This window comes from Actinomyces sp. ph3 (assembly GCF_000308055.1).
Taxonomy (GTDB): Bacteria; Actinomycetota; Actinomycetes; order Actinomycetales; family Actinomycetaceae; genus Pauljensenia.
In genome coordinates this window covers 39,991-63,754 of sequence record NZ_CAGY01000003.1, presented here as the reverse complement: position 1 = coordinate 63,754, position 23,764 = coordinate 39,991, and the positions used below count along the sequence as shown (strand labels likewise).

Below are 23,764 nucleotides of genomic sequence, written 5' to 3'. Positions count from 1 at the left end.
TTAGATGTCGAGGAAGCGCACGTCTGTGGCGTTGCGCTGGATAAACGTGCGGCGCCTCTCGACGTCGTCGCCCATCAAGATGGTGAAGGTTTCATCGGCATCTGCTGCATCTTCGAGAGTGACCTGCTTGAGGATGCGGTGCTCGGGATCCATGGTGGTTTCCCAAAGCTCGTGATCATTCATCTCACCCAGACCCTTGTAGCGCTGGATGCCGCCTTCCTTGGGAAGCCTACGATTTGCTGCGGCTCCCGCGGCAAGCATCTCGTCGCGTTCCTTGTCTGAGTAAGCAAATTCGTGCTCTGCGTTGGACCACTTGATGCGGTACAGCGGAGGCATAGCAATGAAGGTGTGTCCCTGTTCAACCAGGGGACGCATGTAGCGGAACAGCAGGGTGAGCAACAGGGTTGCAATGTGCTGACCGTCAACGTCGGCGTCGGCCATGATGACGATCTTGCCGTAGCGCAGTTTCGCCAGGTCGAAGTCTTCGCCGATTCCGGTTCCGAATGCGGTGATCAGGGAGCGAATCGTATCCGAGCTCAGTGCGCGGTCCAGGCGAGCCTTTTCCACGTTCAAAATCTTGCCTCGGATCGGCAGAATCGCCTGGTGTTCGGGGTCGCGTCCGCCAACGGCTGAGCCGCCTGCGGAGTCACCCTCGACGATGAAGATTTCGCATTCTTCGGGAACTCGTGAAGAGCAGTCGCGCAGCTTACCGGGCATCGAGGCCGACTCCAGTACGCCCTTACGGCGAGTAGCTTCGCGTGCCTTTCGAGCGGCAACACGCGCAGCCTGAGCTGCCTGGCCCTTCTGAATAATGGCCTTGGCATCCGCCGGGTGAGCATCAAACCAGTCGGTGAGCTTGGAGTAAACCTGCTGCTGAACGAAGGTTCGCGCTTCGGTGTTGCCCAGCTTGGTCTTGGTCTGGCCTTCGAACTGGGGCTCGGTGAGCTTGATCGAAATAACGGCCGTCAGACCTTCGCGCACGTCATCACCGGTCAGGTTGTCATCCTTCTCGCGGATGATGCCCTTTTCGCGGCCGTAGCGGTTCACCAAGGAGGTCAGCGCGGTACGGAAACCTTCTTCGTGCATGCCACCTTCGGTGGTATTGATGGTGTTTGCGAAGGTGTGAACCGACGAGGAATACGCCGTGGTCCACTGCATGGCAATTTCCACGCTCATGGTGCCTTCGTCGTTTTCCGCTTCGAAGTCAATGATGTCGGCGTTGATCGTTTCGATCTTCTTTGCCGAATCCAGGTATTCCACGTAGTCACGCAGGCCGTGCTCATACATGTAGGAAACCTGGCGGAATCCCTTGTGCTTTTCTTCCGAGGCCTGCTCGTCTCCGGCGATTTCGTCGCCTTCATCCGTGGCAGTTTCGCGCTCATCAGTCAGGGTGATACGCAGTCCCTTGTTGAGGAATGCCATCTGCTGGAAGCGCTGACGCAGGGTTTCGAAATCGAAGACAGTGGTCTCAAAGATTTCGGGATCCGGGTAGAAGGTTTGCGTCGTTCCGGTTTCAGTGGTTTCTTCACCACGAACCAATTCGGTAATGGGGTGGCCGCCGTTAGCAAAGGACATCCGCCATACGTATCCCTGCCTGCGAATCTCCGTGTCAACACGCGTAGACAAGGCATTCACAACCGAAATACCCACACCGTGAAGACCGCCGGAAACTGCGTAACCGCCACCGCCGAACTTACCGCCCGCGTGCAGGATGGTCATGACGACCTCGACCGTTGGCTTGTGCTCGGTCGGGTGCTCGTCAACGGGAATACCGCGTCCGTTATCGACGACGCGAACGCCACCATCGGCCAGGATCGTGACCTCAATGTGGTCCGCGTAGCCAGCCAAGGCCTCGTCAACGGAGTTATCTACAACCTCATACACCAGGTGATGTAAGCCGCGCTCACCGGTTGACCCGATGTACATACCGGGGCGCTTACGCACCGCCTCCGAACCTTCGAGGACGGTGATATCTGACGCGCCGTAGCCGTCGGATCCGTCATCGACTGTTGGTTCTTGCGTTTCAGCCACCTAATGGCTCCCCTCATTCTTCACCCGCATGGGTGTGCACTGCTCGAAAATGGCGCAGTAGCAATAAAACAACCGCTACCATTCTACCGAAAAGGCAGGGGGAAAGCCCTGATTGACACTGCTACGAGGAAGATTCACTCACAGGAATTATCCGCGAAATATAGCCGTTTTTGAGGCTGTGACCAGTCACACGTTCAGAAACTAGGCGTAGGTATCGCGAGGACCCCGTCCGGGCACCGATAAACGGCCCTTTTTCCACGAAGGAGAAGCCGGTGGACGCAAGATCACCTGCTGCACGACACCCTCACCCACGGCCTCGGCAATCGTACGTTCTAGGCGCGGCAGAAGTAGCTGAAGTTGCTTAAACCACGCGGTGGAATCACATTGAACAATCAGGCGGTGATCATCAATTGTTTCAATGGAGCAGTGCTCAGCGACTTCATCGCCGACAATATCGTTCCATCGCGACATCAGATCTCCGGCCCGCGTGTGTTCCTGCCACCCGCGCGAGGCGATTAAAGAATCAATTGTCAGGCCCAGCTTCTTCGGCTCGCGGTATTGTCGCCGCATCGGAGCCATTCCAGGCATTTTGATCCAACGACTGCCAGCCCGAGAAACGACCGTTGACAGCGCGCTCAATTCGCCATCCGGATCAGCTTGAGGATCAAGGTTGACCTCCGAAGCTTCCTGCTCATCATCGAGCAAAATTTCCTCGGCAAACTCTTCACTTTGTCCACTCACACTTCTGCGTCGTGACCGCAGAGGAATGCGGTAGTGGCCCTGGGCCTGCGCTCTTGCTTGTACACGCCGTAGTGCAGCAGAAGCGTATTCGAAATCGGAAAATTCACTCATCACCGACCACCGTTCCAAGCTCAGGATCCCAATGGACTGCATGAACCTGAGCATGTAATTCTTGCGGAACATCATCGGCGACCGCTGCCGTGATTAATACTTGCTCCGCTTCGGTAATCATACGGGTTAATCCCGCTCTGCGCGACGAATCAAGCTCTGCAAATACATCATCGAGAATAAGAATCGGAGTATCTCCATCTCGAGAAAGAAGCTCGAAAGCACCCAAACGTAGTGAAAGAGCAACCGACCATGTCTCGCCGTGGCTTGCATAGCCTTTCACGGGCATCCCACCAAGGGTGAGCTTCAAATCGTCGCGGTGTGCGCCGAATAAATTCACTCCCCTTTCGGCTTCCTTCATGCGTGACGAGGCCAAAATTTCCTTGAGTTCACCCGCAATCGTGGCCACGTCCCCACCCACCGGGCAATTCCCCTGGGAAGCAAGGAATTCGATATCCAATTTCCGAGGCGATCCACCGATTTCCTCATAGGCATGGGCCGCGGGACCGCGAAGTTCCTCAACTAGTCCCACGCGCGCAAGACTGAGCTGCGCGGAAAGCTGAGCAAAGGTGTCATCCCAAACTTCTACTGTTGAAAAATCGGGAGTAAAACCTCGGCGTAGCTGTGCTTGAGCACTCTTCATCAAGGCCGCACGCTGACGCGCAACTTTGTCAAAATCGCTTTTTACCTGCGCAATTAGCGGGTGCTGCTGAATGAGGAGATCATCTAAGAACTGGCGACGGACCTGCGGGTCACCGCGAACAATTTGAAGATCTTCCGGCGAAAACACCACGCTTTTGAGCAGGCCAAGAACTTCGCGCGGTCGAACTTGGGTGCGATTGACCTTCGCCCTATTCGCTTTTCCACGAACAATCTCAAGTTCAATAACCGTTTCGCGCTCACCGGCGGTCACCAGCCTGACCCGAACAACTGCCCCACCGGGCTGAGGTTCATCAGCGGAAAGCGGTAAACGCACCAGGGCTTGTTCGGCACTCACGCGGTGGGAAGAGAACGCGGAAAGGTAGGAAACAGCCTCGACAAGATTGGTCTTTCCCTGGCCATTCGAACCCAAAAGGACCGTCGTTCCCGGCGCAAACTCCACTACCGCATGACGGTATGAACGAAAGTCATCCAGCGCAACGTGCGAAACTCGCACACAAACTCCAGATCAGATTCCGTAGCGGATCGGCATCAGCAGGTAGCGGAAGTCAGTCGACTCTCCGCCATCGGCCTTTTCTTGGCCGGTGATGACAGCAGGCTTCGTCGGGTGAGTGAAACCAAAGCGAACATACTCGGTATCCATGACCGACAAACCTTCGCTGAGGTACTGCGGATTAAATGCAGTCGCGATGTCATCGCCCATGAGTTGGGCCTGAACAACTTCAGAAGCCTGGGCGTTATCACCCTGGCCGGCTTCAAGAACAAGCTGGCCATCGGAGAAGGACAGACGAACACTGGTCTTGCGCTCGGCAACCAAGGAAACACGCTTGACTGCCTCGAGCAAAGTATGACGCTCGACGATTGCCTGGATGGTGGTCGTTTCCGGGAAAAGACGTCGAACCGGCGGATAGTCACCATCCATCAAGGTCGATGTCGTGCGGCGTCCACCGGCCTGGAAGCCGATCAGCGAAGAAGCACCCGGCTGAGATTCCTGCGACAGACCGATCTCAACCTTTGCACCAGAAGTCATAGACTTTGCGACGTCCTGAAGAATGCGTGCCTTGACCAGTGCGGCTTCGGACATATCGGAAACCGAATCCCACTTGAGCTCACGCATGGCCAGACGGTAGCGGTCGGTTGCCAAAAGCGTGATGTTATTGCCGTCGATTTCGACGCGTACGGCGGTAAGAAGCGGAAGGGTTTCATCGCGAGAAGCTGCGATCGATACCTGAGCAACGGCCTGCTGAAAAACCTGCGAATCTACAGAACCTGCAACCTGAGGCTGTGCGGGAAGAAGCGGGTATTCATCGATAGGCATGACTGCCAAGGTGAAGTGCGAGGAACCGCAAGAAAGAGAAACCTTTTGTCCATCAACTTCGATGGTGACCGGCTTGTTGGGCAGGGACTTTGAAATATCTGCAAGAAGTCGACCCGAAACCAGGACTTCGCCTTCTTCATCAACAGAGGCGGGAATACGCGAGTTTCCAGAAACTTCGTAGTCAAAGGAGGACAGAGTCAGTTCCTGACCCTGAGCCGAGATTCGCATACCAGCAAGGATGGGGCTTGCGGGACGGGTAGGAAGTACACGCGCTGTCCATGAAACAGCTTCTGCAAGCACGTCGCGGGCGACGGTGAACTTCATGGATTCTCCTTGGAACTGAATGTAGATATACCGTGGTCAGTTTACCTGGCTGTAGGCGTCAAGGAAACTGAGAATTACACCTTAACGAGTCTGAGCTCGAGGCCTCACTGATGTTGGCGATTTTTTGTTATTTGTCTTGAACTAAAGTTCGTCATCATCATCGGCTATGTGGATTGTGTGGAAAACCCATTTTTACCGTGAAATGAGAGCACTTCTTTCGTGGATGAATATGTGAATCTGTGTGTGAATGAACTACACGTTTTTGTGGACGAAAATTGTTCTGTTGTTTTTCTCCACAAATTGCTCTGCGCTATGCACAAGCGATCGGTGATGTTTCACCACAGTTTCCACAGCTTCTGTGGAAAGGAAGTTTGCACCCCGAAACGTCCAGTTTTTAGTTGAGAGTTGCCGACTGGCGTGCGGCCTGCTTAATGCGGTTGGTCAATTCAGTGACGTAGTTGAAGGTCTCCCTCTTTTCCGCCATCAACCCCACAATCTTCTTATTCGCGTGCATCACGGTTGTGTGATCGCGTCCGCCGAATGCAGCGCCAATCTTCGGAAGCGAAAGATCAGTGAGTTCACGACACAGGTACATCGCAATCTGACGAGCCTCGACGACGACATGCGAACGGTCCGAGGACGACAATTGGTCAATCGTCACGCCGAAATACGTCGCGGTCTGACTCATAATCAGCGTTGGTGTGACCTCGGTGTCCTGGGGGTCGGAAGCAAAATCCTTCAAGAGCATCTCTGCCATCGAAACGGTGACCGGTTCTTTCGACAGGGATTCGAAGGCTGCAACTCGCACCAGGGCGCCTTCAAGTTCGCGGATATTCGAGGAAATTCGCTGGGCAATATATTCCAGAACCCGAGGATCAACTTCGATATTTTCCGCACTGGCCTTCTTTTGCAAGATTGCGATACGGGTTTCCAGGTCGGGAGGAAGGACGTCGACCAAAAGGCCCGCTGCGAAGCGCGAACGGATTCGATCTTCCAGATCGAGTTCGCGAGGCGGGACGTCTGAGGTCAAAACGATCTGCTTTCCCGCGTTGTACAGAGAGTTAAAGGTGTGGAAGAACTCTTCGACCGTACGCTCTTTGCCCTGAATGAATTGGATATCGTCAATGAGCAGAACGTCGACCTCGCGGTAGCGCCTCTGAAATTCCTCAATGCTTTCCTCGCGCACAGAGTTAATGAAGTCGTTGGTAAATTCCTCTGAGTTCACGTAGCGCACGCGCATCTGCGGGAAAAGTGACAGCGTGTAGTGACCGATTGCGTGGATTAAGTGGGTCTTCCCCAGCCCGGAACCACCGTGAATAAACAGCGGGTTGTAGGCACGTCCCGGGCTTTCTGATACCGCAAAAGCTGCAGCATGAGCGAAGCGGTTCGAAGGACCAATGACGAAGGTGTCAAAAGTGTGCTTGGGATTGAGATGCGTGCTGGCGGTATCGATTGCCAGTTGTGGGCTTCCCGTGCTGCCGGAGGTTTGGCTGAGCTGTGAAAAAGCCTGAGAAGAAGAGGATGAATGGGCGGGCTCGGCCTGTGAGGTAGGCGCTGAGTTATCCGCAATTTCCGAGGCCGTGGAGGAGCTTTCCTCTACCGCTTCTTCTTGTGCATCCAAAGTGGGGTCGATGGTTACAGCCAGTCGAACACTTCGACCAAGAATTGCAGCAAGTGCCTGCGTGAGGTCATTTGCACCGTTGTTTTCAATCCACTTTTTTGCGAAGTCATTGGGAACTGCGATGAGGATCGTGCCGTCAATATCGCCCAGCGGCTTTGCTGAACGTAGGAAAGACATGGCTGCGGGTCCCAGCTGATCTGAGTTTTGCGACAGTGCCTCAGACCAAGCCTGAGTAAGGGCATCGATCGACACGGGAACCTCCGAAAGCTGACGTGAGATAGGACACGAGAAATGATATCGGTTGCGAATCATTATCCACCGATAACTTTACAAGCATGTCATGTTTTCCACAGCTGGGGATAGACCTGTGGATATTTAATCCCCAAATGACATTTGTGTAGTTACAACACCTCACCCTTGTGCCAAAAAGAAAAGACCTCTGTCCACAGCTCTGTGGATAACTTTGCATGTGGATAACTAACCCCCAATTTATCCACACCTGCTTCCACAGGTGTGGATTCGGTGTGGTACGGCGCTCTTTCGTTGACGGAACGGCCAAAAACCCGTAGGCTGTCAGTTCGTATGTGTGCCTAATTGCGGCGCACACTGTCCATGACCAATTCGAGGAGATATCAGTGACCACCAAGCGGACTTATCAGCCGAACAACCGTCGTCGTTCGAAGACGCACGGCTTCCGCCTGCGTATGAGCACCCGCGCTGGCCGCGCAATCCTGGCTGCACGCCGTCGCAAGGGCCGCGCCCGCCTCTCCGCCTGAGCTTTCGCGAGGTGTTGCCCCGCTCGAACCGCATGGTGAATCCAGCGGACTTCCGCCTCGCAATCCGAAGCGGATCGCGCGCGGGTCAGCAAAGGCTCATTGTGCATTGTCGAACCGACGAGGATAGTGATTCACGCCTCGTCGGTTTCGTCGTACCTAAAAGCCAAATTAAACGAGCGGTTGGACGTAATCGAGTTAAGCGGCAATTGCGCCACCTCATGAAAGAACGCTTGGTTGCACTTCCTCAGGGCGCACGCGTTGTTGTTCGCGTTAAGCATGACGCCCTGGGTGCAAGCTCGTGCGAACTTGGGGAAGAATTAGACCAAGTTCTTCGCCGTGCATGGAAGAAATGGGATCATCGGGAGGGAGGTCGCCTGTGAGCTCTCCTTTTGCCTACATTGCCATTCTTCCCGTGCGCTTCTATCAGCGTTTCATCTCTCCGATGTTTGCCCCGCGTTGTCGCTACTACCCCACCTGCTCAAGCTATGCTTTGGGCGCCTTGCACACCCACGGCCTCGTCAAAGGGACAATTCTGGCCGTGTGGCGCATCCTTCGTTGTAATCCGTGGAGCCTTGGCGGGGTCGATGAAGTTCCCGCACGCGGCAAGTGGACCAGCGAAGCCTGGACGCCACCCCAGGACTGGGCCGGTTACGACGATCCGTGGGCACAAACCCCCATGGGCATGGATCGCACCGATGACAAGACATCGGTCGACACTCTTGAAGACTTCTCGGCGAAGGCCGAGCATCACGCGGACGCAGTGAGCGTCCCCCGCGCATCATAAGGAGATCTCCTGTGGATTCCATTCTCTATCCCTTCGTTGTCGCAGTCGCATGGCTGTGGATTCGAATTCACGACTTGCTTCTGCTTGTTGGAATGAGTTCAGGTGCAGGACTTGCATGGATTATCTCCATCATCCTGCTGACCATCCTTGTGCGCGTGCTCATCATCCCGCTGTACCTCAAGCAGCTGAAGAGTATGAGGGGCACCTCCATTGTTCAGCCCCAAATGCAGAAGATTCAGGCGAAGTACAAGGGAAAGACTGACGTCGCCTCGCGCCAGCGGATGCAGCAAGAAATCTCCGAACTCAATAAGAAGTACGGAGTCAACCCCTTCGCGTCCTGCTTGCCGATGCTGGTTCAGCTGCCCGTTCTTTTCGCGATGTACCGCGCGATCTACGCGATCCACGCACTTGCCGAAAACACCTACTCGGTCGGTTCGCGCCACATTGATTCACTGGGTCCGATCACTCAGTCGGTCGCCAGCGAAATTGATGCCTCCCAGGTCTTCGGTGTCCCGCTGTCGCACACCATTCGCGACGCGCAGCTCATGTCGCTGCCGACTCTGGTCTTCGTCATTTTCATCATTGTTATGGTTGCAACGCAGTTCTTGACCATCCGGCTGACGATGACGAAGAACATGCCGCAGAACCAGGATCCAAACAACCCCATGGTTCGTTCGCAGCGCATGATGATGTACTTCATGCCCTTCATGTTCATCTTCTCGGGTCTGTTCTTCCAGATGGGTGTCGTGATCTACACGACGACCGCGGGCATTTGGGGCTACCTGCAGATGCTGTGGGTGATTAAGAATATTCCGAATCCGAACTCCGCTGCTTACAAAGAACTCTTGGCCAAGCGTCAGGATGCCTACCAGTCGTGGGCACGTCCCTTCTTTGCGGACTACGACGAGAAGCGCCGCGATCTGGCCGATGGATCTGATGAACTCAAGGCTCTTAACGAGACCACGTTGACCGAGGTTCGTAGCCGTGCCAAGCGTCAGAAAATCGCCTCCGATTTCCCCCAGGCAATGAGCGCCGGAGAGATCGTTTCTGTTTACCGCAACCTGTCCATGCAAGAGTGGACGACCCTTCCCGATGAGGTTTGGATGAAGGGTGTGAAGGTTGCGACTGAGCGTGCAGCAGAACGTCGCGAGGCTGCTGCTAAGCGTGAAGAGGCCCAGCGACAGGTTCGCGCTCGTGGCGGACAGAGCGCTTCTTCCGAGGCCTCCTCGGATGCTCAAGCCGCAGAGCTCGAGCGCAAGCGCCAGGAACGTCGCAAGGCTCGCCGCGCGGCTGCAAAGAAGAAGCGCTGAGGCGCCCATAGACCATTCGATGCCTGAGGCATCAAACCCCTACGGAGGATAAACATGAGCGAAGAAACGACAAACGAGCTCTCGCGCCTTGAGGAAGAAGGCGAGCTCGCTGCCGATTACTTGGAAGAACTGCTGGATATCGCTGACCTTGACGGCGACATCGAAATTGATGTTGAAAATGGTCGTGCATCAGTAGAGATCATTTCGGAAGATCCCTCTGCTCTGGATCATTTGGTCGGCGAGGATGGCGAAGTTGTCGACGCCCTTCAGGAACTGACGCGCCTTGCTGTTCAGACTGAAACTGGCGAACGCTCGCGACTCATGCTCGATATTGCGGGCTTCCGCGCTGATCGTAAGGCTGATCTTCAGGACCTCACCCATGAGGCAATCGCCCGCCTTCGCGCGACCGGTGAGCCCCAGAAGCTTGAGCCCATGAACCCCTTCGAGCGCAAGGTCTGCCACGACGTTGTTGCTTCCGAGGGTCTGCGCAGTGAGTCCGAGGGTGTTGAGCCCCGTCGTCGCGTTGTGATCCTTCCTGTTGAGGATGCTGACGCCGATTCTGACTCCGCCGACGAGGCCGAGGAGGCCTGAGTGGACGCGCTCGGTAATTCCCCTCGCGAGGCCGAAGATGACCTTGAACTTGAGGTTCCCGGACCCGAAGTTCGAGAGCTTTTCGGTCTGGCCTACCCAGACATTGCCGAGTTTGCGAACATGCTTGTTGAGGAAGGTGAGCTCCGCGGGCTGATCGGTCCGCGTGAGCTCCCCCGACTCTGGTCGAGGCACTTGGTGAACTCTGCCGCCGTCTTGCATTTTCTTCCCAAGAAGGGACAGGTTTTGGATGTCGGTTCTGGGGCAGGCTTCCCCGGGATTGTCATTGCGATTTGTCGCCCAGATCTTGATGTCCATCTTGCTGAGCCCATGGCGCGACGTTGCGAATGGCTTGCTGATGTTGTGGATACTCTTGGTTTGGATAATGTCAGTATTCATCAGGCTCGTGCTGAGGAACTTCGCGGTAAGGGTAAAGCTGATGTGGTGACCTCACGTGCCTTGGCGAATATGACGAAGCTCGTACGTATGACCTCAAAGCTTATTGCTCCCGGTGGTTCTCTTGTCGCTCTCAAGGGGCGCCGTGCGGGTGAAGAAGTCGAGGCCGCTGCAGCTGAGTTGAAGCGTCACCACCTGAGTGCTCAGATCCATGAGGTTCCTTCCGTAATGGAAGACGATTCGACTTACGTCGTTGTTGCGAAGAGACTTCGTTCCTAATTCCCCATTTCTTTTCCCCGGGTGTGTCCTCGGTTTTCTCCCGTGGGCATGACTGCCTACACTTGTGTCATTGACGTGTGAGAAAGGCTTGTGTTTTATGGCCGGCGATACCCCACTTTCGGACCAAATTACGCGGAATTTCCAGGATCGAGAGTTCCTTGAGAAGGCGGAGTTTGGTGTACCCGCTTCGACACGTGTCATTGCGGTAGCGAATCAGAAGGGTGGCGTTGGTAAGACGACTTCTGTTGTCAATCTCGCGGCCTCTTTCGCGCAGGCCGGTCTGAAGGTTGTTGTTATCGATGCAGACGCTCAAGGCAACGCCTCGAGTGCTCTGGGCGTTGCTCATGGTCCCGGGACGCCTTCGACGTATGAGGTCATTACCGGTCAATTGACGATTGGTGAGGTTCTTCAGGCCTGCCCAGATATGGATAACCTGTGGGTATGCCCGGCTACTATTGATCTCTCAGGCGCGGAAATTGAGCTTGTTGATCTTGAGCGTAGAGAGTTTCGTCTTGCCGATGCTGTTGAGTACTTCGTTCAGGCATATCAGCAAATTGATCTGATCTTTATTGATTGTCCGCCCTCGCTTGGTTTGGTGACCTTGAACGTCATGGTTGCAGCTGACGAGGTTTTGATTCCGATTCAGACCGAGTACTACGCGCTTGAAGGTTTGAGCCAGCTGTGGTCGACCATCGATCGGATCAGTGCAGACCTCAACCCGAAACTACATGTTTCAACTATGCTGCTCACGATGGCCGACAAGCGTACGCGCTTATCCGAGGAAGTTGAGAATGAGGTACGTTCACACTTCCCTGAGCAGACGCTGCAGACTGTCATCCCTCGTTCGGTTCGCGTCTCTGAGGCACCAAGCTATGGGCAGAGCGTTATCACTTATGATCCGAACGGTGCCGGCTCACTTGCCTATCGCAAGGCTGCATACGAGCTGAGCCATCGTCTGGCGAAGTGATATTTCGTTTCGTTCTCTAAAATCATTTTTTCAGGGTTTCTGTCGTTTCGATATGCGATTGAAGCCCTGATTCTTTTTCTCAGGAGAACGCGTCTCTGAAAACGCGTTTTTGCTTGTTTGATACACATTTTGCTGTTTCACGTGAAACAATGGACTCAACATTCAGTATTCGCGAGATTGGTAAGTGTGCATGGCCGAGCAATCAAAATCGACTCATAAGTCCCAACGACGTACAGGTTTAGGGCGAGGTTTGGGTGCACTCATCCCCCCTGCCCAAACTGAGAAGCCTGAAGACGTGGCCAAGCGACCTCTCGATGTTCTATTTCCCGGTGAGCGTAGGTCGTCGGGAACGGTGCGTGGTGGTTCCGCTCGTGACTTGTTGGAACCAAAATCTCGAACCGCTAAGTCAGCATCGCTGAAGTCCAAGTCATCGGCTCGATCTAAGGCGAGTGCACAGACTGCAGCGAGTACCAGTTCTGATGATGAGAAGGTCGCGGCTATCTCAGGTGCGTCTGTCACTACTGCTTCGTCTCAATCTTCCGGCTCTACTCGTTCCGCGCGAAACAAAATGCATGAGTCTGATGGGAGCACTTCAGCACATGTGAGTGACGATGTTTCACGTGAAACATCGGATTTGATGCAAGTGCCTGGTGCCACGTTCGCAGAAATACCGCTTGAGCAGATCGTTCCAAATACCCGTCAACCGCGCCAAGTATTCGATGAAGACGACCTGAATGAACTGGCAGCTTCGATTCGAGAAGTTGGTGTCTTGCAGCCGGTAGTTGTTCGACGCATTCCCCTGAATGAGCAACCTTCTGAGACACTCAAGGCGTTCCTTGAGGAGAAGCCGGAGGCTCGTTATGAACTGATTATGGGTGAGCGACGTTTACGAGCAAGCGAACTTGCTGGCCTGGATTCAATCCCCGCGATCGTTCGACACACTGATGACGAAGACCTGCTCCGTGATGCACTACTTGAGAATCTCCATCGAGCGCAGCTGAATCCTTTGGAAGAAGCATTTGCGTATCAGCAGCTCATGGCGGATTTTGGGGCTACGCAGGAAGAACTCTCGAAGAAGATTGCGCGTTCTCGTCCGCAAATTGCAAATACCCTTCGCTTGCTGAAACTCCCGGCCTCGGTGCAAAAGAAGGTCTCGGCACAGGTCTTGTCCGCAGGGCACGCGCGTGCACTTCTTGGCCTACCTACGCCTGAAGATATGGAGATCCTCGCCAATAGGATTATTGCTGAGGGCTTGTCGGTTCGAACAACTGAAGAACTGGTACGCCTCGGCTCAGTACAGCGTCCTTCGAAGCGTTCGCTGAAGCGTATTAAGGTTTCGTCTCCGCTCGGAGAGCACATGAGCCAAGTACTTGCGGATGCTTGGGATACGCGCGTAACCGTTTCCGAAGGTAAGAGGAAGGGAAAGATCATCATCGAGTTTGCAGGCTCGGATGATCTGCAACGGCTTGCTGACCTTCTCCTCCCGCATGCGAACAGGCAATAGTGCGGCTATTAATTCGCAGATGAACGGGTAGCGATTGATCCTGAACACCTAGATTCCGCGATGACGAGCTAGTGGGCGATGTTTCACGTGAAACATCGCCCACAGTGCTTGATATCAGGAAGAGTGATGGCTCCGCGAAATCATAGTTTGCATAAGCGCAAAACACTCAGCCAAAGTAAGCGGTGGTGCGGATCGTTAATAACAGACCGGTTGAAATAAAGAAGGTGCACGTTATCTGAGCGGTCAGAAGTCGCTCTGTACCACAAATAAATGCAGTGATAACGCAGGAGTTCTGAACGTGAGAATAACTTTCGCTAATTTTGTTGAATCGACAGTCATGCGGGAGAATAGAGGCGGAGGTTGACATACATGGCTGACGAGCTCAATACTGAACTAATTTTCTTCGATGTCGGAGGAGTCTTAGTTAGCCAACGTCCGGACCCGCGAGAATTCGCGTCGATTATTGGCCTTGATGACTCTGCGGAATGCGTGTCGCTGGTCGATAAAGCAGTGTGGGCACATCGCGACACATATGACGTAGGAATGTCGGATCTAGAGTTCTGGGATTCAGTAGCAGGAGATTGCGGCCTACCCCAACCATCAGAAGATCAAATCCGCATGCTAGTGACAGCGGACGCTTCGCGTATGCACGCTATCGACGAAGCAGCGGCTCATCTTCTCAGTGACCTCAGAAGTGTGGGGTATGACTTAGGGTTACTCACGAACATGCCCGCGACGCACGCATCAGTAGTGATGGAAAGCGTTTGGGCGCAAAGGTATATCAATGGTCCGATGATCTTTTCCTCGCATGTCGGTATCACAAAACCGAATAGAGGGATCTATCGGGAAGCGCTTGCTTCGACCCAACGAGAGCCTGAGAAACTTCTCTATATTGATGATCGATCTGAGTACGTCAAGGCTGCGGAGTATCTTGATATACGCGCTCTGACCTGGGAAAACGTCGATGATGTTAGAGAAAACTTGAAGAAACTGGGCATTCTTTAACGACTTGAGAATAAAGTTTGGGGCTACACCATGGTGGTGTAGCCCCAAACTTGTAGCCCGAAACTATTGAGCGAAACTGATCTGGCAGAGGCAGCTATGCACGCTGTGCGACGTACTCAACGATTGATGCACAGATCTCGTCGAAAGAGCCTGTTGCTTCGGCAGCCTGAGGGAACAGCGAGGTATCGGTCATGCCGGGTGAAACATTCGCATCGATAAACCAGAAGTTTCCGTCTTCATCAGCAATGAAGTCGATACGTGAAAGATCACGCAGTCCCAACAGCTCGTGAATCTGGATGGCCGCAGACTGCACATCCGTCATCTCGTCGTCGCTCAGGCGAGCGGGCACAAAGTACTCACTCTCATCAGTTGTGTAACGAGCTTCGTAGTCGTAGTGCCCATCATCTGTGGCTACCTCGACAGGAGGCAACGCAAGGGGCCCATCTTCTAAATCGATGACCGAAACCGCAATGTCACGTCCAGCAACGTAGCGCTCAAGCATAACGTGCTCTTCATAAGAGAAAGCATCAACCATTGCTGAACGCAGATCACCGGCATCGTAGGCTTTGGACATACCCAGGGCAGATCCACCCGAGGAAGGCTTAACAACCAAGGGAAAGGTCAGACCGGCCTCGATCATCTTCAAGACATTGTGTGCACCAAGCTGACGGAAAAGCAGCTGGGGAAGGGCGATCCACCCGGGGGTATCGAGCTCCGCGGAACCAACCAAAGCCTTCGCAGTAGGCTTGTTCGAAGCGAGCATCGCCTGGGCGGGCGTTGAACCCACGTAAGGAATTCCGGTTCCTTCAAGAAGTGTTTGCAAAGATCCATCTTCGCCGATGGAGCCATGCACAAGCGGCCAAATAACATCGGGCTGAAAATCCGTAATTGCAGAGGGAAGGTTTTGGTCGAAATCGACAACCTTGGCTGCAAAACCCTGATTGACCAGCGAATTTGCAACACGTCGCCCCGAACGTACGGAAACATCGCGTTCGTGGGTCAGACCTCCGGCGACAATAAGGACCTTCAAAGATTGAGCGGACATGAGGGTTTCTCCTTGTCAGTCTTCGGTATGAACGGAACCGTCATGACGGTTAGTTAAAAATTCAGTATCTTCTTCGGGGGCAACGCCGAACATGTCGACCAATTGCTTTTCAGCATTAACGACCCCAGCAAGGCGGCGGACACCCTCACGAATACGATCCGGTTCCGGATAGCAGAAGGACAGACGCATGTGGTCAGTACCGCGACCGTCATAGTAGAAGGCAGTACCCGAAACGTAGGCAACCTGGGCCTTTACAGCGCGGGGAAGCATGCTGCGAGCATTCAGGCCCTCGGGCAAAGTGACCCAGGTGTAGAAACCGCCAAGAGGCTTCGTCCACGAGCACTCGGGCATGTACTCATCAAGAGCATCCAACATTGCCTTGCAGCGCTCGGCGTACATTGCCCGGTAGACCTTGACCTGGCCATACCAGTCGTAATTGTTCAGATAGCTGGACAAGAACATCTGTCCGAACATACCCGGAGACAAAATCGCTGCTTCCGAGGCCAAGATCAGCTTTGCGCGGATAGCGTGGGGAGCAAGTGCCCAACCAATACGCATACCGGGAGCAAACATCTTAGAAACCGAGCCCAGGTAGACAACACCTTCGGGGGAGAAAGAATGAATAGCGGGCAGGGGATCCGAATGGAAGCCAAGCAAACCGTAGGGGTTATCTTCCAAAATCAGCACGTGCTCACGCATACAAATCTCCGCGATGCGTTGACGCCTTTCAAGGGTCAAAGTCACGCCAGCAGGGTTCTGGAAATTCGGAATCGTGTAGAGGAATTTAATGGCGCGACCGGCGGACTTCAGGTGACGGATCGTCTCTTCCAAGGCCTCGGGAATCAGGCCATCTTCATCCAAATCAACGTGAACAACATCGGCCTGGCGAGCACGGAAACACCCAAGAGCGCCCACATACGAAGGAGACTCAGCCAAAACAACATCGCCCGCGTTGATGAAAAGCTCTGCCATAAGGTCAAGGGCTTGCTGTGAGCCGGTAGTGATCACCACGTCGTCGGGGTCGGCGCCAATGATTCCGTCATAGGTCATCACGCTCACCAGCTGCTCGCGTAGAGGTTCCCAGCCTTGACCGGAACCGTACTGCAGGGCCTGAGCACCAGAGGTCAAGATCAAGCTCTTTGCGGTTTCAGCGAGGCTTTCAAGGGGAAGATCCTTCAAATTCGGCATACCGCCGGCAAGGGAAACAACCTCGGGACGAGAGACAACAGAAAACAGTGCGCGAATCTCAGAAGCTCGCAGGTTATGAGCTCGATCTGCGTAGGCATCAAACCACGGGTCGAGTCGATTTCCCTGTGACTGAGGATCCTGAGACATTAGCGAACCTTTCTATATAAGTATGTCGAAGGACACACGTATCTAAGTGTGCCACTAAAACGACTGTTGTGACATAAGCGCCGAGGCCGTGGACACTTAGTCCGCGCCGTGAGGGTCCGCTTCCTCAACGGAATAGATGCCGGGAAGATCAGAGATTGTGGCGATCAGTGCAGGAAGCGCAACACGGTCGGCGGTCGTCGTCTCAATGAATGCATGTCCGCGTTTACCCTCAGTGTCAGATCGAACCTCGGAAACGCGCCACTTTGAATCTGTCATCACGCCCAATACGCGACGCATGACCCCTTGACCGGGATCGAAGACCAACTCCAAAACAATCGTGTTGGGACGGCGGGGAGCATGAGGACCGATGTGGCGTGAAAGGGGTGTGAGTGCAAAAACAACAATGAAATGCATCAATGTGACAGCGGTTCCCGCAATCCACAAACCTGCGCCACATGCCATACCAATCCCGGCTGTCTCCCATACGGTAGCGGCTGTGGTCAGGCCTCGGACTGCTCCCGAGCGGGTCAGAATAATACCCGCGCCAAGGAAGCCAATTCCGGAAACGATCTGCGCGGCGACGCGAGAGGGATCAACACGGACAAGATCAGCCGCAAGCACGTCATTAAAACCGTACTTCGATACGACCATGAGAAGGGCTGAGGTCATACCGACAATCGCATCAGTACGAAGACCAGCACTTTTTCCGCGTGCCTGACGCTCCAAACCGATCAGAGAAGAAAGGAATAGAGCAAGCAAGATCCCGAGGATCTGGTCGATATGTTGGCTCAGAGTGAGCACTGGCCCTCCTTGGCAGCGGCGCGGTGGGTGTGTCATTGATTGTTTACAAGGGTACATCCCCAAGGAAAACCAGGGGTCAATCAGGGCCTTACCTCATGGTTCTAACGGGCAGAAAGGCGCAAACTGAAACCATGACTTCACCACTGCAGCAGGGCGCAGGCGCGCCACAAGCTCCTTATGCATCCACGGCCTCGGGAATGGTTGTCAACGGGCTTACGAAACTCTATCAACGCGGCGGAAATACAGTTCAGGCGCTCGCGGGAGTCAGCCTTTCGATCCCCCAGGGCAGTCAACTGGCAATTATGGGGCCCTCGGGCTGCGGAAAGACCACGCTTTTGCACTGCTTAGCGGGAGTGCTGCGACCGACGACGGGAAGTATCACCCTGGATGGCACTGAAATGACACAACTGAGTGAGGGAGCAATTTCAGAACTCCGCCTCAAGCACTTTGGTTTCGTGTTCCAAGATGGGCAGCTGCTTCCAGAACTTCCCTGCCAGGAAAATATTGCAATGCCCCTGATGCTGGCGGGAGTTGCGCGTAAAGAGGCCATTGCCCGCGCACAGCAGATCCTGGTGAATCTGGGGCTGGAGGGCGCAGGTCCATACCGCCCCGGCCAGCTCTCCGGTGGTCAGGCGCAGCGCGTAGCGATTGGGCGCGCGCTGATTACCAATCCAAAAGTCGTCTTTGCCGATGAACCGACGGGCGCTTTGGATCAAAGCACCGGCGCGGAGGTCATGGGTGTGCTGACCTATGCCTGCCAAAGCACCAGGGCGAGCTTAATTCTGGTGACCCATGATCCTTCGGTGGCCGCGCGGCTTCCGCATGAAATCCATATGCGAGACGGCCTGATCGATCAGCAGGTGTCTCGATGAGCACAATACTCACTGCGGCACGCGCAGTCCTGGGTTCTCGTGATCGCGCGACCTCAATTCTGACAGTTTTGGCTTTTGCCCTTCCCCACGCAATTCTTCTATCCGTCACGGGTGGGGTTCTGATGTTCTTTACGCGTACCTATGACCTGCCAGAAGGCTTCGAGGGAATGGGTGGCTTTTATGTCTTGCTGGCGTGCTTTGCGGGTCTATTAATGATCGTCCCGACTCTGAGCATGGGCGCGGCAGCTGCGCGTCTGGGAATGAGTCGACGCGCACGGGATCTAGCGGTTCTCCGCCTCATGGGATTAGGGCCCGCAAAAACGCGTCTTGCATGTCTGATCGAGACCGCGGTCTATGCAGCGGTTGGTGTTGTGTGTGGTACCGCTCTGTACGGTGCGCTTTTGCCAGTTTGGCAGTTGATTTCCTTCCAGGGTGAGCGCATTGGGGTTCACGAAATGTGGGTCGGTCCCCTTGTCCTCCTTGCCGAGGCCGTACTGATGATTGTGCTGGCCGCAGCTTCGTCGATGCTTGCGATGCGTAAAGTGGCAATTACCCCCTTGGGTGTTACGCGTCGTACGGAGGGAGCGAAGGTTTCACCACTGTGGCTGGCCTTGATGCTTGTGCTGATCGTAGGCTGGGTGATTGTCGCTCAGTTTATGATGCAGCTGGGGATGGCGATTGCCGTCGGGTTGTTCTTGGGATTCCTTGGCGTGATTTTTGCGCTGGTTAATGTCGTGGGAGCTTTTTCGGTATCCCTTCTGGGAAATGCCATGGCAAGTTTTGCACGCACTCCGCAGATGCTTCTTGCGGGTCGTCGGATTGCTGATGATCCAAAGAGCGTTTGGAGGTCTTTCGGTGCGGTTGCCCTGGTCGCTTTCATTGTCGGTGTGCTCATGCCAATCTTCAGCTCGATCGTGGGTGCTGCGGGGGACATGCAGGACGTCGAGAGGATCCTCTTGTCGGATATTCGCACGGGAATGCTTTTAACCTTTGGTATCACTATGGCTTTGGGTGCAATTTCGACTGCGATCAATCAAGCCATTCGCGTCATTGATTCCGTTGAGCAGATGAAAGCCTTGGAATTCATGGGCTCGCCCCGAAACTTTATGGATCGTGCGCGCAGGATTGAAATTCTGCTTCCGGCACTGCTCATGATCGGCGGAGCAATGAGTTTGGGCATTGTCTTTATGTCTCCGATTATGGCTCTGAGTGCTGGACTCGCCCCGATGCTGATTTTGGTGGGTATGACTGTGCTGGGTATTGGGCTGATTATGTTGGCTTCCGAGGCCACAGGACCCTTGCGTCGTAAACTATTGAGTGATCTTCACGAGGGGAATAACTGAATTAATACGGCACAAAAAGAGCACTTTAAGGTTGCACCTTAACCAGCTTTAAACAGCCTCTGACCTGGGAGAATGTGCATCGCTCAATGCACATTTTCCCGGGTTTCGTCGTTTAGTCGGGATTAAAATAAAGGCACTGGTTGGGAGGTCAGGGTTTCGACCGGGCTGAGCTTCCACTTGCAATGGCGCTGGTGGAATGACGTGCCGGTGCTTTTGCCCCTACAAAAGCACCGGCAAGTCAGCCGTCCAAAGACCTCAGCTTTCGCAGGCAGATGTCTTATCCGGGACCCCGCGATAGCTAAGTGCCGCGGACTTAATCAATTGGGTAGCCCGTTGGAAGACCCTGATCAGCAGGAACCCAACCGAGCTCAGGTGCCACATATGTGGCGAAGTTGCTGATGATCGACAGATTTTCCTGGAATCCCAACTGGACTATTAGTCAGCCATCACTGTATAGTTCAGTGCATGCTGACCATTGCTTCGCGCCTCGACGTCATGAACCGGCTCGGCCGGGCCATGGCCGACCCGACGCGCTCCCGGATCCTGATGTCCCTGCTTGACGGTCCAAGCCACCCTGCCGTGCTCTCGCGCGAGCTGGGGCTGACCCGCTCGAACGTGTCCAACCATCTGACCTGTCTGCGCGACTGCGGCATCGTGGTCGCTGAGCCCGAGGGGCGGCAGACCCGCTACGAGATCGCCGACCCGCACCTGGCCGCGGCGCTGACGGCGCTGATGGACGTGACGCTGGCGGTGGACGAGAGCGCCCCGTGCATCGACCCACACTGCTCGGTGCCCGGCTGCTGCGGTCCGAGCGGCTCCGAGGACGCCTCGTGAGCGCCGCATGCGGCTGCGATGAGCCGACCACCAACGCCGCTGAAGAGGCAGAGGAGACCGAGCGCCCGTGGTGGCGCGACCTGGGCCTGGTGGTGCCGATCCTCTCTGGGGTCGCGTTCGGCACCGGCCTGGTGCTGGAGTGGTCGGGGCTGCACGTCTCGGCGCTGGTCGCGTTCTGGGCGGGCCTGCTGCTGGGCGCGTACACGTTCGTGCCCGGCGCGCTGCGGAACCTGTTCGCCAAGCGGAAGCTCGGGATCGCGCTGCTGATGACGATCAGTGCCGTCGGCGCGGTCATCCTCGGCTACGTGGAGGAGGCCGCCGCGCTGGCGTTCCTGTACTCGATCGCCGAGGCCCTGGAGGACAAGGCGATGGACCGCGCCCGCGGCGGCCTGCGCGCGCTGCTCAAGCTCGTGCCGGAGACCGCGACCGTGCTGCGCGACGGTGCCTCGGTGGAGGTCCCGGCCAAGGAGATCGCCGTCGGCGACGTGCTGCTGGTCCGTCCGGGCGAGCGGGTCGTCACCGACGGGATCGTCCGCGTCGGACGCTCCAGCCTGGACACCTCCGCGATCACCGGCGAGTCGATCCCGGTCGAGGTCGCACCCGATGACGCGGTCTCGGCGGGGGCGATCAATACCGCCGGAGTGCTGGAGGTCGAGGCGACCGCCCCGGGCACCGACAACTCGCTGACCACGATCGTGGAGCTGGTAGAGCAGGCCCAGGCAGAGAAGGGCGACCGAGCCCGGATCGCTGACCGGATCGCCCGCCCGCTGGTGCCCGGCGTGATGGTCCTCGCCGTCTTGGTCGGCGTGCTCGGGTCCCTGCTCGGCGACCCGGAGACCTGGATCACCCGCGCCCTGGTCGTCCTCGTCGCGGCCAGCCCCTGCGCGCTGGCGATTGCGGTGCCCGTCACCGTGGTCTCCGCGATCGGTGCGGCGACCAAGTTCGGCGTCGTCATCAAGAGCGGGGCCGCCTTCGAGCGCCTCGGCGGCATCCGGCACCTCGCCGTGGACAAGACCGGCACTCTGACCCGCAACCGGCCCGAGGTCACCGCCGTCGTCGCCGCCGACGGGTTCGACGACGCGCAGGTGCTCGCCTGGGCGGCGTCCGTTGAGCAGCACTCGACGCACCCTCTCGCCGCCGCCATCGCCGCCGCGGGCCAGGGGGCCCTCGCCGCGCAGGACGTGACGGAGGAGGCCGGGCACGGCATCGGCGGCACCGTCGACGGCCGCCGGGTGACGGTGGGCAGCCCCCGCTGGATCGATGCCGGACCGCTCAAGGCCCGGGTCAAGGACCTGGAGGCCGAGGGCCAGACCTGCGTGCTCGTGGCCGTCGACGGCTGCCTGGCCGGGGCGATTGGCGTCCGCGACGAGCTGCGCCCCGAGGTCCCCGAGGCCGTGCGCACGCTGCGAGGGCAGGGGATTGAGGTGAGCATGCTCACCGGCGACAACGCCCGCACCGCCCACGCGCTCGGGCAGATCGCCGGGATCGGCGACGTGCACGCCGAGCTGCGGCCCGAGGACAAAGCCCGCATCGTCGCCCAGCTCTCCGAGGCCTCACCGACGGCGATGATCGGCGACGGCATCAACGACGCCCCCGCCCTGGCCGGTGCGACTGTGGGCATCGCGATGGGCGCGACCGGCTCCGACGCCGCGATCGAGTCCGCCGACGTCGCCTTCACCGGGCGCGACCTCGGCCTGATCCCGCAGGCGCTGTGGCATGCCCGCCGCGGCCGGGCGATCATGAATCAGAACATCGTGCTGTCCCTGGCGATCATCGCCGTGCTGCCGCCGCTGGCCATCACCGGCGTGCTCGGCCTGGCCGCGGTCGTCCTCGTCCACGAGGTCGCCGAGGTCGTCGTTATCGCCAACGGGCTGCGCGCAGCGCGTGCCCACAAACGATAGGGGTGGCATCGAACGTCATAACTCAGACATGTGCTAGCGCATATCGATAACGCCGGTACCCACTTCAATATGTGCCGTCCGTGCTGCAACCGCAGAAAGAAGCGGCATAGGGGAAGCCCCCTGAGGCGCAAAATGTTGCGCCCTGATAGGCGCCATTGACACCTAGATCGTCGGCAGCGACCGACAATTCAATAGCCTGATGAAGGACATCGCGCCCGCTCAGTCCGCGCCTTCTGTCCCGTGCGTAGTGTCCAAAGCTCAGGAAACCGAAGGCCTTCAATACTTACTCTTGAGATTCAAGCCAGTGCTGCGCATCCAAGGCAGCACGGCATCCGGAACCGGCAGCAGTAATTGCCTGGCGGTAGGTGTGATCAACAGCGTCGCCACAGGCGAAGACACCCGGAAGGTTAGTTGCGGTACCCGGGTCATTGACCAGGATGTAACCGGCCTCGTCCAAAGCAACCTGACCGGAAACTACGGCAGTGCGGGGAAGGTGACCGATGGCAACGAAAACACCATCGGCATCAAGAACGCGAGTCGAATCATCAACGGTGGAACGCAGGCGAACACCGGTCACGGCCGAATCGCCCAGAACCTCTTCGACGACGGAGTTCCACGCGAATTCGATCTTGTCATTGGCCAGCGCGCGGTCAGCCATCGCCTTAGACGCACGCAGCTGATCGCGGCGGTGAACGACAGTGACCTTTGAAGCGAACTTCGTCAAGAAGGTTGCCTCTTCCATTGCGGAGTCACCGCCACCGACGACGATGACGTGCTTATCGTGGAAGAAGAAACCGTCGCAGGTCGCGCAGAAAGAAACGCCTCGACCAGAGAACTCTTCTTCGCCGGGAACATTCATATGACGGTATTCGGAACCGGTTGCCAAGATGACGCTGCGAGCCAGGAGAGTTTCATCCTCAAGGGTGATCTTCTTGATGTCGCCTTCGAGCTCCAGCGTGTAGGCATCCTCGTAGCGAACATCGGCACCGAACTTTTCGGCCTGCTGACGCATATTGTCCATCAGCTCCGGGCCAAGGACACCCTCGGGGAAACCGGGGAAATTCTCAACTTCAGTCGTGTTCATCAGCGCGCCACCGGCAGCCAGGGCACCGGCAACGACAACAGGCTTGAATCCAGCGCGCGCAGTGTAAATAGCCGCAGTGTATCCCGCAGGACCGGAGCCGACGATGACGACGTCGTGGATAGTTTCAGACATGATGT

At 56.2% G+C, this 23,764-nt stretch carries 22 protein-coding genes; 13 read left to right on the top strand and 9 right to left on the bottom strand.

The features are described from left to right. The 5 genes from gyrB to dnaA all read right to left on the bottom strand — a co-directional run bounded on the left by gyrB (position 1) and on the right by dnaA (position 7,055). Positions 1 to 2,031, bottom strand: a complete 2,031-nt coding sequence (gene gyrB / locus HGAS_RS04755; protein WP_019126720.1) for a DNA topoisomerase (ATP-hydrolyzing) subunit B — start codon at positions 2,029 to 2,031, stop codon at positions 1 to 3. A gap of 201 nt (positions 2,032 to 2,232) precedes the next feature. After that, positions 2,233 to 2,883, bottom strand: coding sequence for a DUF721 domain-containing protein (locus HGAS_RS04750; protein ID WP_034233979.1), 651 nt, complete (start codon positions 2,881 to 2,883; stop codon positions 2,233 to 2,235). Beyond that, positions 2,876 to 4,036, bottom strand: a complete 1,161-nt coding sequence (recF, locus tag HGAS_RS04745; RefSeq protein WP_019126718.1) for a DNA replication/repair protein RecF — start codon at positions 4,034 to 4,036, stop codon at positions 2,876 to 2,878. The genes HGAS_RS04750 and recF overlap by 8 nt, the downstream gene beginning before the upstream one ends. A gap of 12 nt (positions 4,037 to 4,048) precedes the next feature. Next, on the bottom strand, positions 4,049 to 5,182 hold the full coding sequence (gene dnaN / locus HGAS_RS04740) for a DNA polymerase III subunit beta (RefSeq protein WP_019126717.1): 1,134 nt from the start codon (positions 5,180 to 5,182) through the stop codon (positions 4,049 to 4,051). Positions 5,183 to 5,576: 394 nt separating this feature from the next. Next, positions 5,577 to 7,055, bottom strand: coding sequence for a chromosomal replication initiator protein DnaA (dnaA, locus tag HGAS_RS04735; protein WP_019126716.1), 1,479 nt, complete (start codon positions 7,053 to 7,055; stop codon positions 5,577 to 5,579). A 383-nt stretch (positions 7,056 to 7,438) separates the two neighbouring features. On the opposite strand from dnaA, the gene rpmH reads away from it, so the two are divergent. The 9 genes from rpmH (at position 7,439) to HGAS_RS04690 (ending at position 14,412) form a co-directional block, all read left to right on the top strand. Then, positions 7,439 to 7,579: a 50S ribosomal protein L34 gene (gene rpmH, locus HGAS_RS04730; RefSeq protein ID WP_009748181.1), complete on the top strand. Its 141-nt coding sequence runs from the start codon at positions 7,439 to 7,441 to the stop codon at positions 7,577 to 7,579. 11 nt (positions 7,580 to 7,590) lie between these two features. Further along, on the top strand, positions 7,591 to 7,959 hold the full coding sequence (gene rnpA / locus HGAS_RS04725) for a ribonuclease P protein component (RefSeq protein ID WP_026066652.1): 369 nt from the start codon (positions 7,591 to 7,593) through the stop codon (positions 7,957 to 7,959). Next, on the top strand, positions 7,956 to 8,363 hold the full coding sequence (gene yidD / locus HGAS_RS04720; protein WP_019126714.1) for a membrane protein insertion efficiency factor YidD: 408 nt from the start codon (positions 7,956 to 7,958) through the stop codon (positions 8,361 to 8,363). Before rnpA ends, yidD begins: the two co-directional genes overlap by 4 nt. An 11-nt stretch (positions 8,364 to 8,374) precedes the next feature. Further along, positions 8,375 to 9,673, top strand: coding sequence for a membrane protein insertase YidC (yidC, locus tag HGAS_RS04715; protein ID WP_019126713.1), 1,299 nt, complete (start codon positions 8,375 to 8,377; stop codon positions 9,671 to 9,673). 54 nt (positions 9,674 to 9,727) lie between these two features. After that, the gene (locus tag HGAS_RS04710; protein ID WP_009748177.1) at positions 9,728 to 10,264 is read left to right on the top strand and encodes a protein jag; all 537 of its coding nucleotides are present in this window, start codon (positions 9,728 to 9,730) and stop codon (positions 10,262 to 10,264) included. Continuing rightward, positions 10,265 to 10,936, top strand: coding sequence for a 16S rRNA (guanine(527)-N(7))-methyltransferase RsmG (rsmG, locus tag HGAS_RS04705; RefSeq protein ID WP_019126712.1), 672 nt, complete (start codon positions 10,265 to 10,267; stop codon positions 10,934 to 10,936). It begins immediately after the preceding gene. Between the two features lie 97 nt (positions 10,937 to 11,033). Further along, complete coding sequence (locus tag HGAS_RS04700) at positions 11,034 to 11,903, top strand: ParA family protein (RefSeq protein WP_019126711.1); 870 nt, start codon at positions 11,034 to 11,036, stop codon at positions 11,901 to 11,903. Positions 11,904 to 12,093: 190 nt separating this feature from the next. Next, positions 12,094 to 13,407, top strand: a complete 1,314-nt coding sequence (locus HGAS_RS04695; protein ID WP_026066651.1) for a ParB/RepB/Spo0J family partition protein — start codon at positions 12,094 to 12,096, stop codon at positions 13,405 to 13,407. A gap of 369 nt (positions 13,408 to 13,776) precedes the next feature. Next, entirely contained in the window at positions 13,777 to 14,412 is a 636-nt protein-coding gene (locus HGAS_RS04690; protein WP_019126709.1) for an HAD family hydrolase, read from the top strand. A gap of 94 nt (positions 14,413 to 14,506) precedes the next feature. On the opposite strand, the gene HGAS_RS04685 is transcribed toward HGAS_RS04690, so the two are convergent. The 3 genes from HGAS_RS04685 to HGAS_RS04675 form a co-directional block, all read right to left on the bottom strand. Continuing rightward, a complete protein-coding gene (locus HGAS_RS04685) occupies positions 14,507 to 15,457 on the bottom strand; it encodes a D-alanine--D-alanine ligase family protein (RefSeq protein WP_019126708.1) in 951 nt (316 codons plus the stop codon). Between the two features lie 15 nt (positions 15,458 to 15,472). Next, a complete protein-coding gene (locus tag HGAS_RS04680; protein WP_019126707.1) occupies positions 15,473 to 16,792 on the bottom strand; it encodes a PLP-dependent aminotransferase family protein in 1,320 nt (439 codons plus the stop codon). Positions 16,793 to 16,888: 96 nt separating this feature from the next. Beyond that, positions 16,889 to 17,593, bottom strand: a complete 705-nt coding sequence (locus tag HGAS_RS04675) for an MgtC/SapB family protein (RefSeq protein WP_019126706.1) — start codon at positions 17,591 to 17,593, stop codon at positions 16,889 to 16,891. Between the two features lie 197 nt (positions 17,594 to 17,790). On the opposite strand from HGAS_RS04675, the gene HGAS_RS04670 reads away from it, so the two are divergent. The 4 genes from HGAS_RS04670 to HGAS_RS04655 all read left to right on the top strand — a co-directional run bounded on the left by HGAS_RS04670 (position 17,791) and on the right by HGAS_RS04655 (position 22,543). After that, complete coding sequence (locus HGAS_RS04670) at positions 17,791 to 18,465, top strand: ABC transporter ATP-binding protein (protein WP_026066649.1); 675 nt, start codon at positions 17,791 to 17,793, stop codon at positions 18,463 to 18,465. After that, the gene (locus tag HGAS_RS04665; RefSeq protein WP_019126704.1) at positions 18,462 to 19,808 is read left to right on the top strand and encodes an FtsX-like permease family protein; all 1,347 of its coding nucleotides are present in this window, start codon (positions 18,462 to 18,464) and stop codon (positions 19,806 to 19,808) included. Before HGAS_RS04670 ends, HGAS_RS04665 begins: the two co-directional genes overlap by 4 nt. A gap of 465 nt (positions 19,809 to 20,273) precedes the next feature. Beyond that, positions 20,274 to 20,642, top strand: coding sequence for a Cd(II)/Pb(II)-sensing metalloregulatory transcriptional regulator CmtR (cmtR, locus tag HGAS_RS04660; protein ID WP_019126703.1), 369 nt, complete (start codon positions 20,274 to 20,276; stop codon positions 20,640 to 20,642). Continuing rightward, positions 20,639 to 22,543, top strand: coding sequence for a heavy metal translocating P-type ATPase (locus HGAS_RS04655; protein ID WP_019126702.1), 1,905 nt, complete (start codon positions 20,639 to 20,641; stop codon positions 22,541 to 22,543). The genes cmtR and HGAS_RS04655 overlap by 4 nt, the downstream gene beginning before the upstream one ends. A gap of 283 nt (positions 22,544 to 22,826) precedes the next feature. On the opposite strand, the gene trxB is transcribed toward HGAS_RS04655, so the two are convergent. After that, positions 22,827 to 23,759 (bottom strand): thioredoxin-disulfide reductase, encoded by a 933-nt coding sequence (gene trxB / locus HGAS_RS04650; RefSeq protein WP_019126701.1) that lies wholly within the window; start codon positions 23,757 to 23,759, stop codon positions 22,827 to 22,829. Positions 23,760 to 23,764 lie beyond the last annotated feature (5 nt).

What these genes read in the sequence shown, in the direction of transcription:
- HGAS_RS04750 (WP_034233979.1), bottom strand. Translation starts at nt 2,883, where the DNA reads ATGAGTGAATTTTCCGATTTCGAATACGCTTCTGCTGCACTACGGCGT.
- dnaN (WP_019126717.1), bottom strand. Translation starts at nt 5,182, where the DNA reads ATGAAGTTCACCGTCGCCCGCGACGTGCTTGCAGAAGCTGTTTCATGG.
- HGAS_RS04710 (WP_009748177.1), top strand. Translation starts at nt 9,728, where the DNA reads ATGAGCGAAGAAACGACAAACGAGCTCTCGCGCCTTGAGGAAGAAGGC.
- HGAS_RS04700 (WP_019126711.1), top strand. Translation starts at nt 11,034, where the DNA reads ATGGCCGGCGATACCCCACTTTCGGACCAAATTACGCGGAATTTCCAG.
- HGAS_RS04695 (WP_026066651.1), top strand. Translation starts at nt 12,094, where the DNA reads ATGGCCGAGCAATCAAAATCGACTCATAAGTCCCAACGACGTACAGGT.
- HGAS_RS04690 (WP_019126709.1), top strand. Translation starts at nt 13,777, where the DNA reads ATGGCTGACGAGCTCAATACTGAACTAATTTTCTTCGATGTCGGAGGA.
- HGAS_RS04685 (WP_019126708.1), bottom strand. Translation starts at nt 15,457, where the DNA reads ATGTCCGCTCAATCTTTGAAGGTCCTTATTGTCGCCGGAGGTCTGACC.
- HGAS_RS04680 (WP_019126707.1), bottom strand. Translation starts at nt 16,792, where the DNA reads ATGTCTCAGGATCCTCAGTCACAGGGAAATCGACTCGACCCGTGGTTT.
- HGAS_RS04670 (WP_026066649.1), top strand. Translation starts at nt 17,791, where the DNA reads ATGGTTGTCAACGGGCTTACGAAACTCTATCAACGCGGCGGAAATACA.
- HGAS_RS04665 (WP_019126704.1), top strand. Translation starts at nt 18,462, where the DNA reads ATGAGCACAATACTCACTGCGGCACGCGCAGTCCTGGGTTCTCGTGAT.
- cmtR (WP_019126703.1), top strand. Translation starts at nt 20,274, where the DNA reads ATGCTGACCATTGCTTCGCGCCTCGACGTCATGAACCGGCTCGGCCGG.
- trxB (WP_019126701.1), bottom strand. Translation starts at nt 23,759, where the DNA reads ATGTCTGAAACTATCCACGACGTCGTCATCGTCGGCTCCGGTCCTGCG.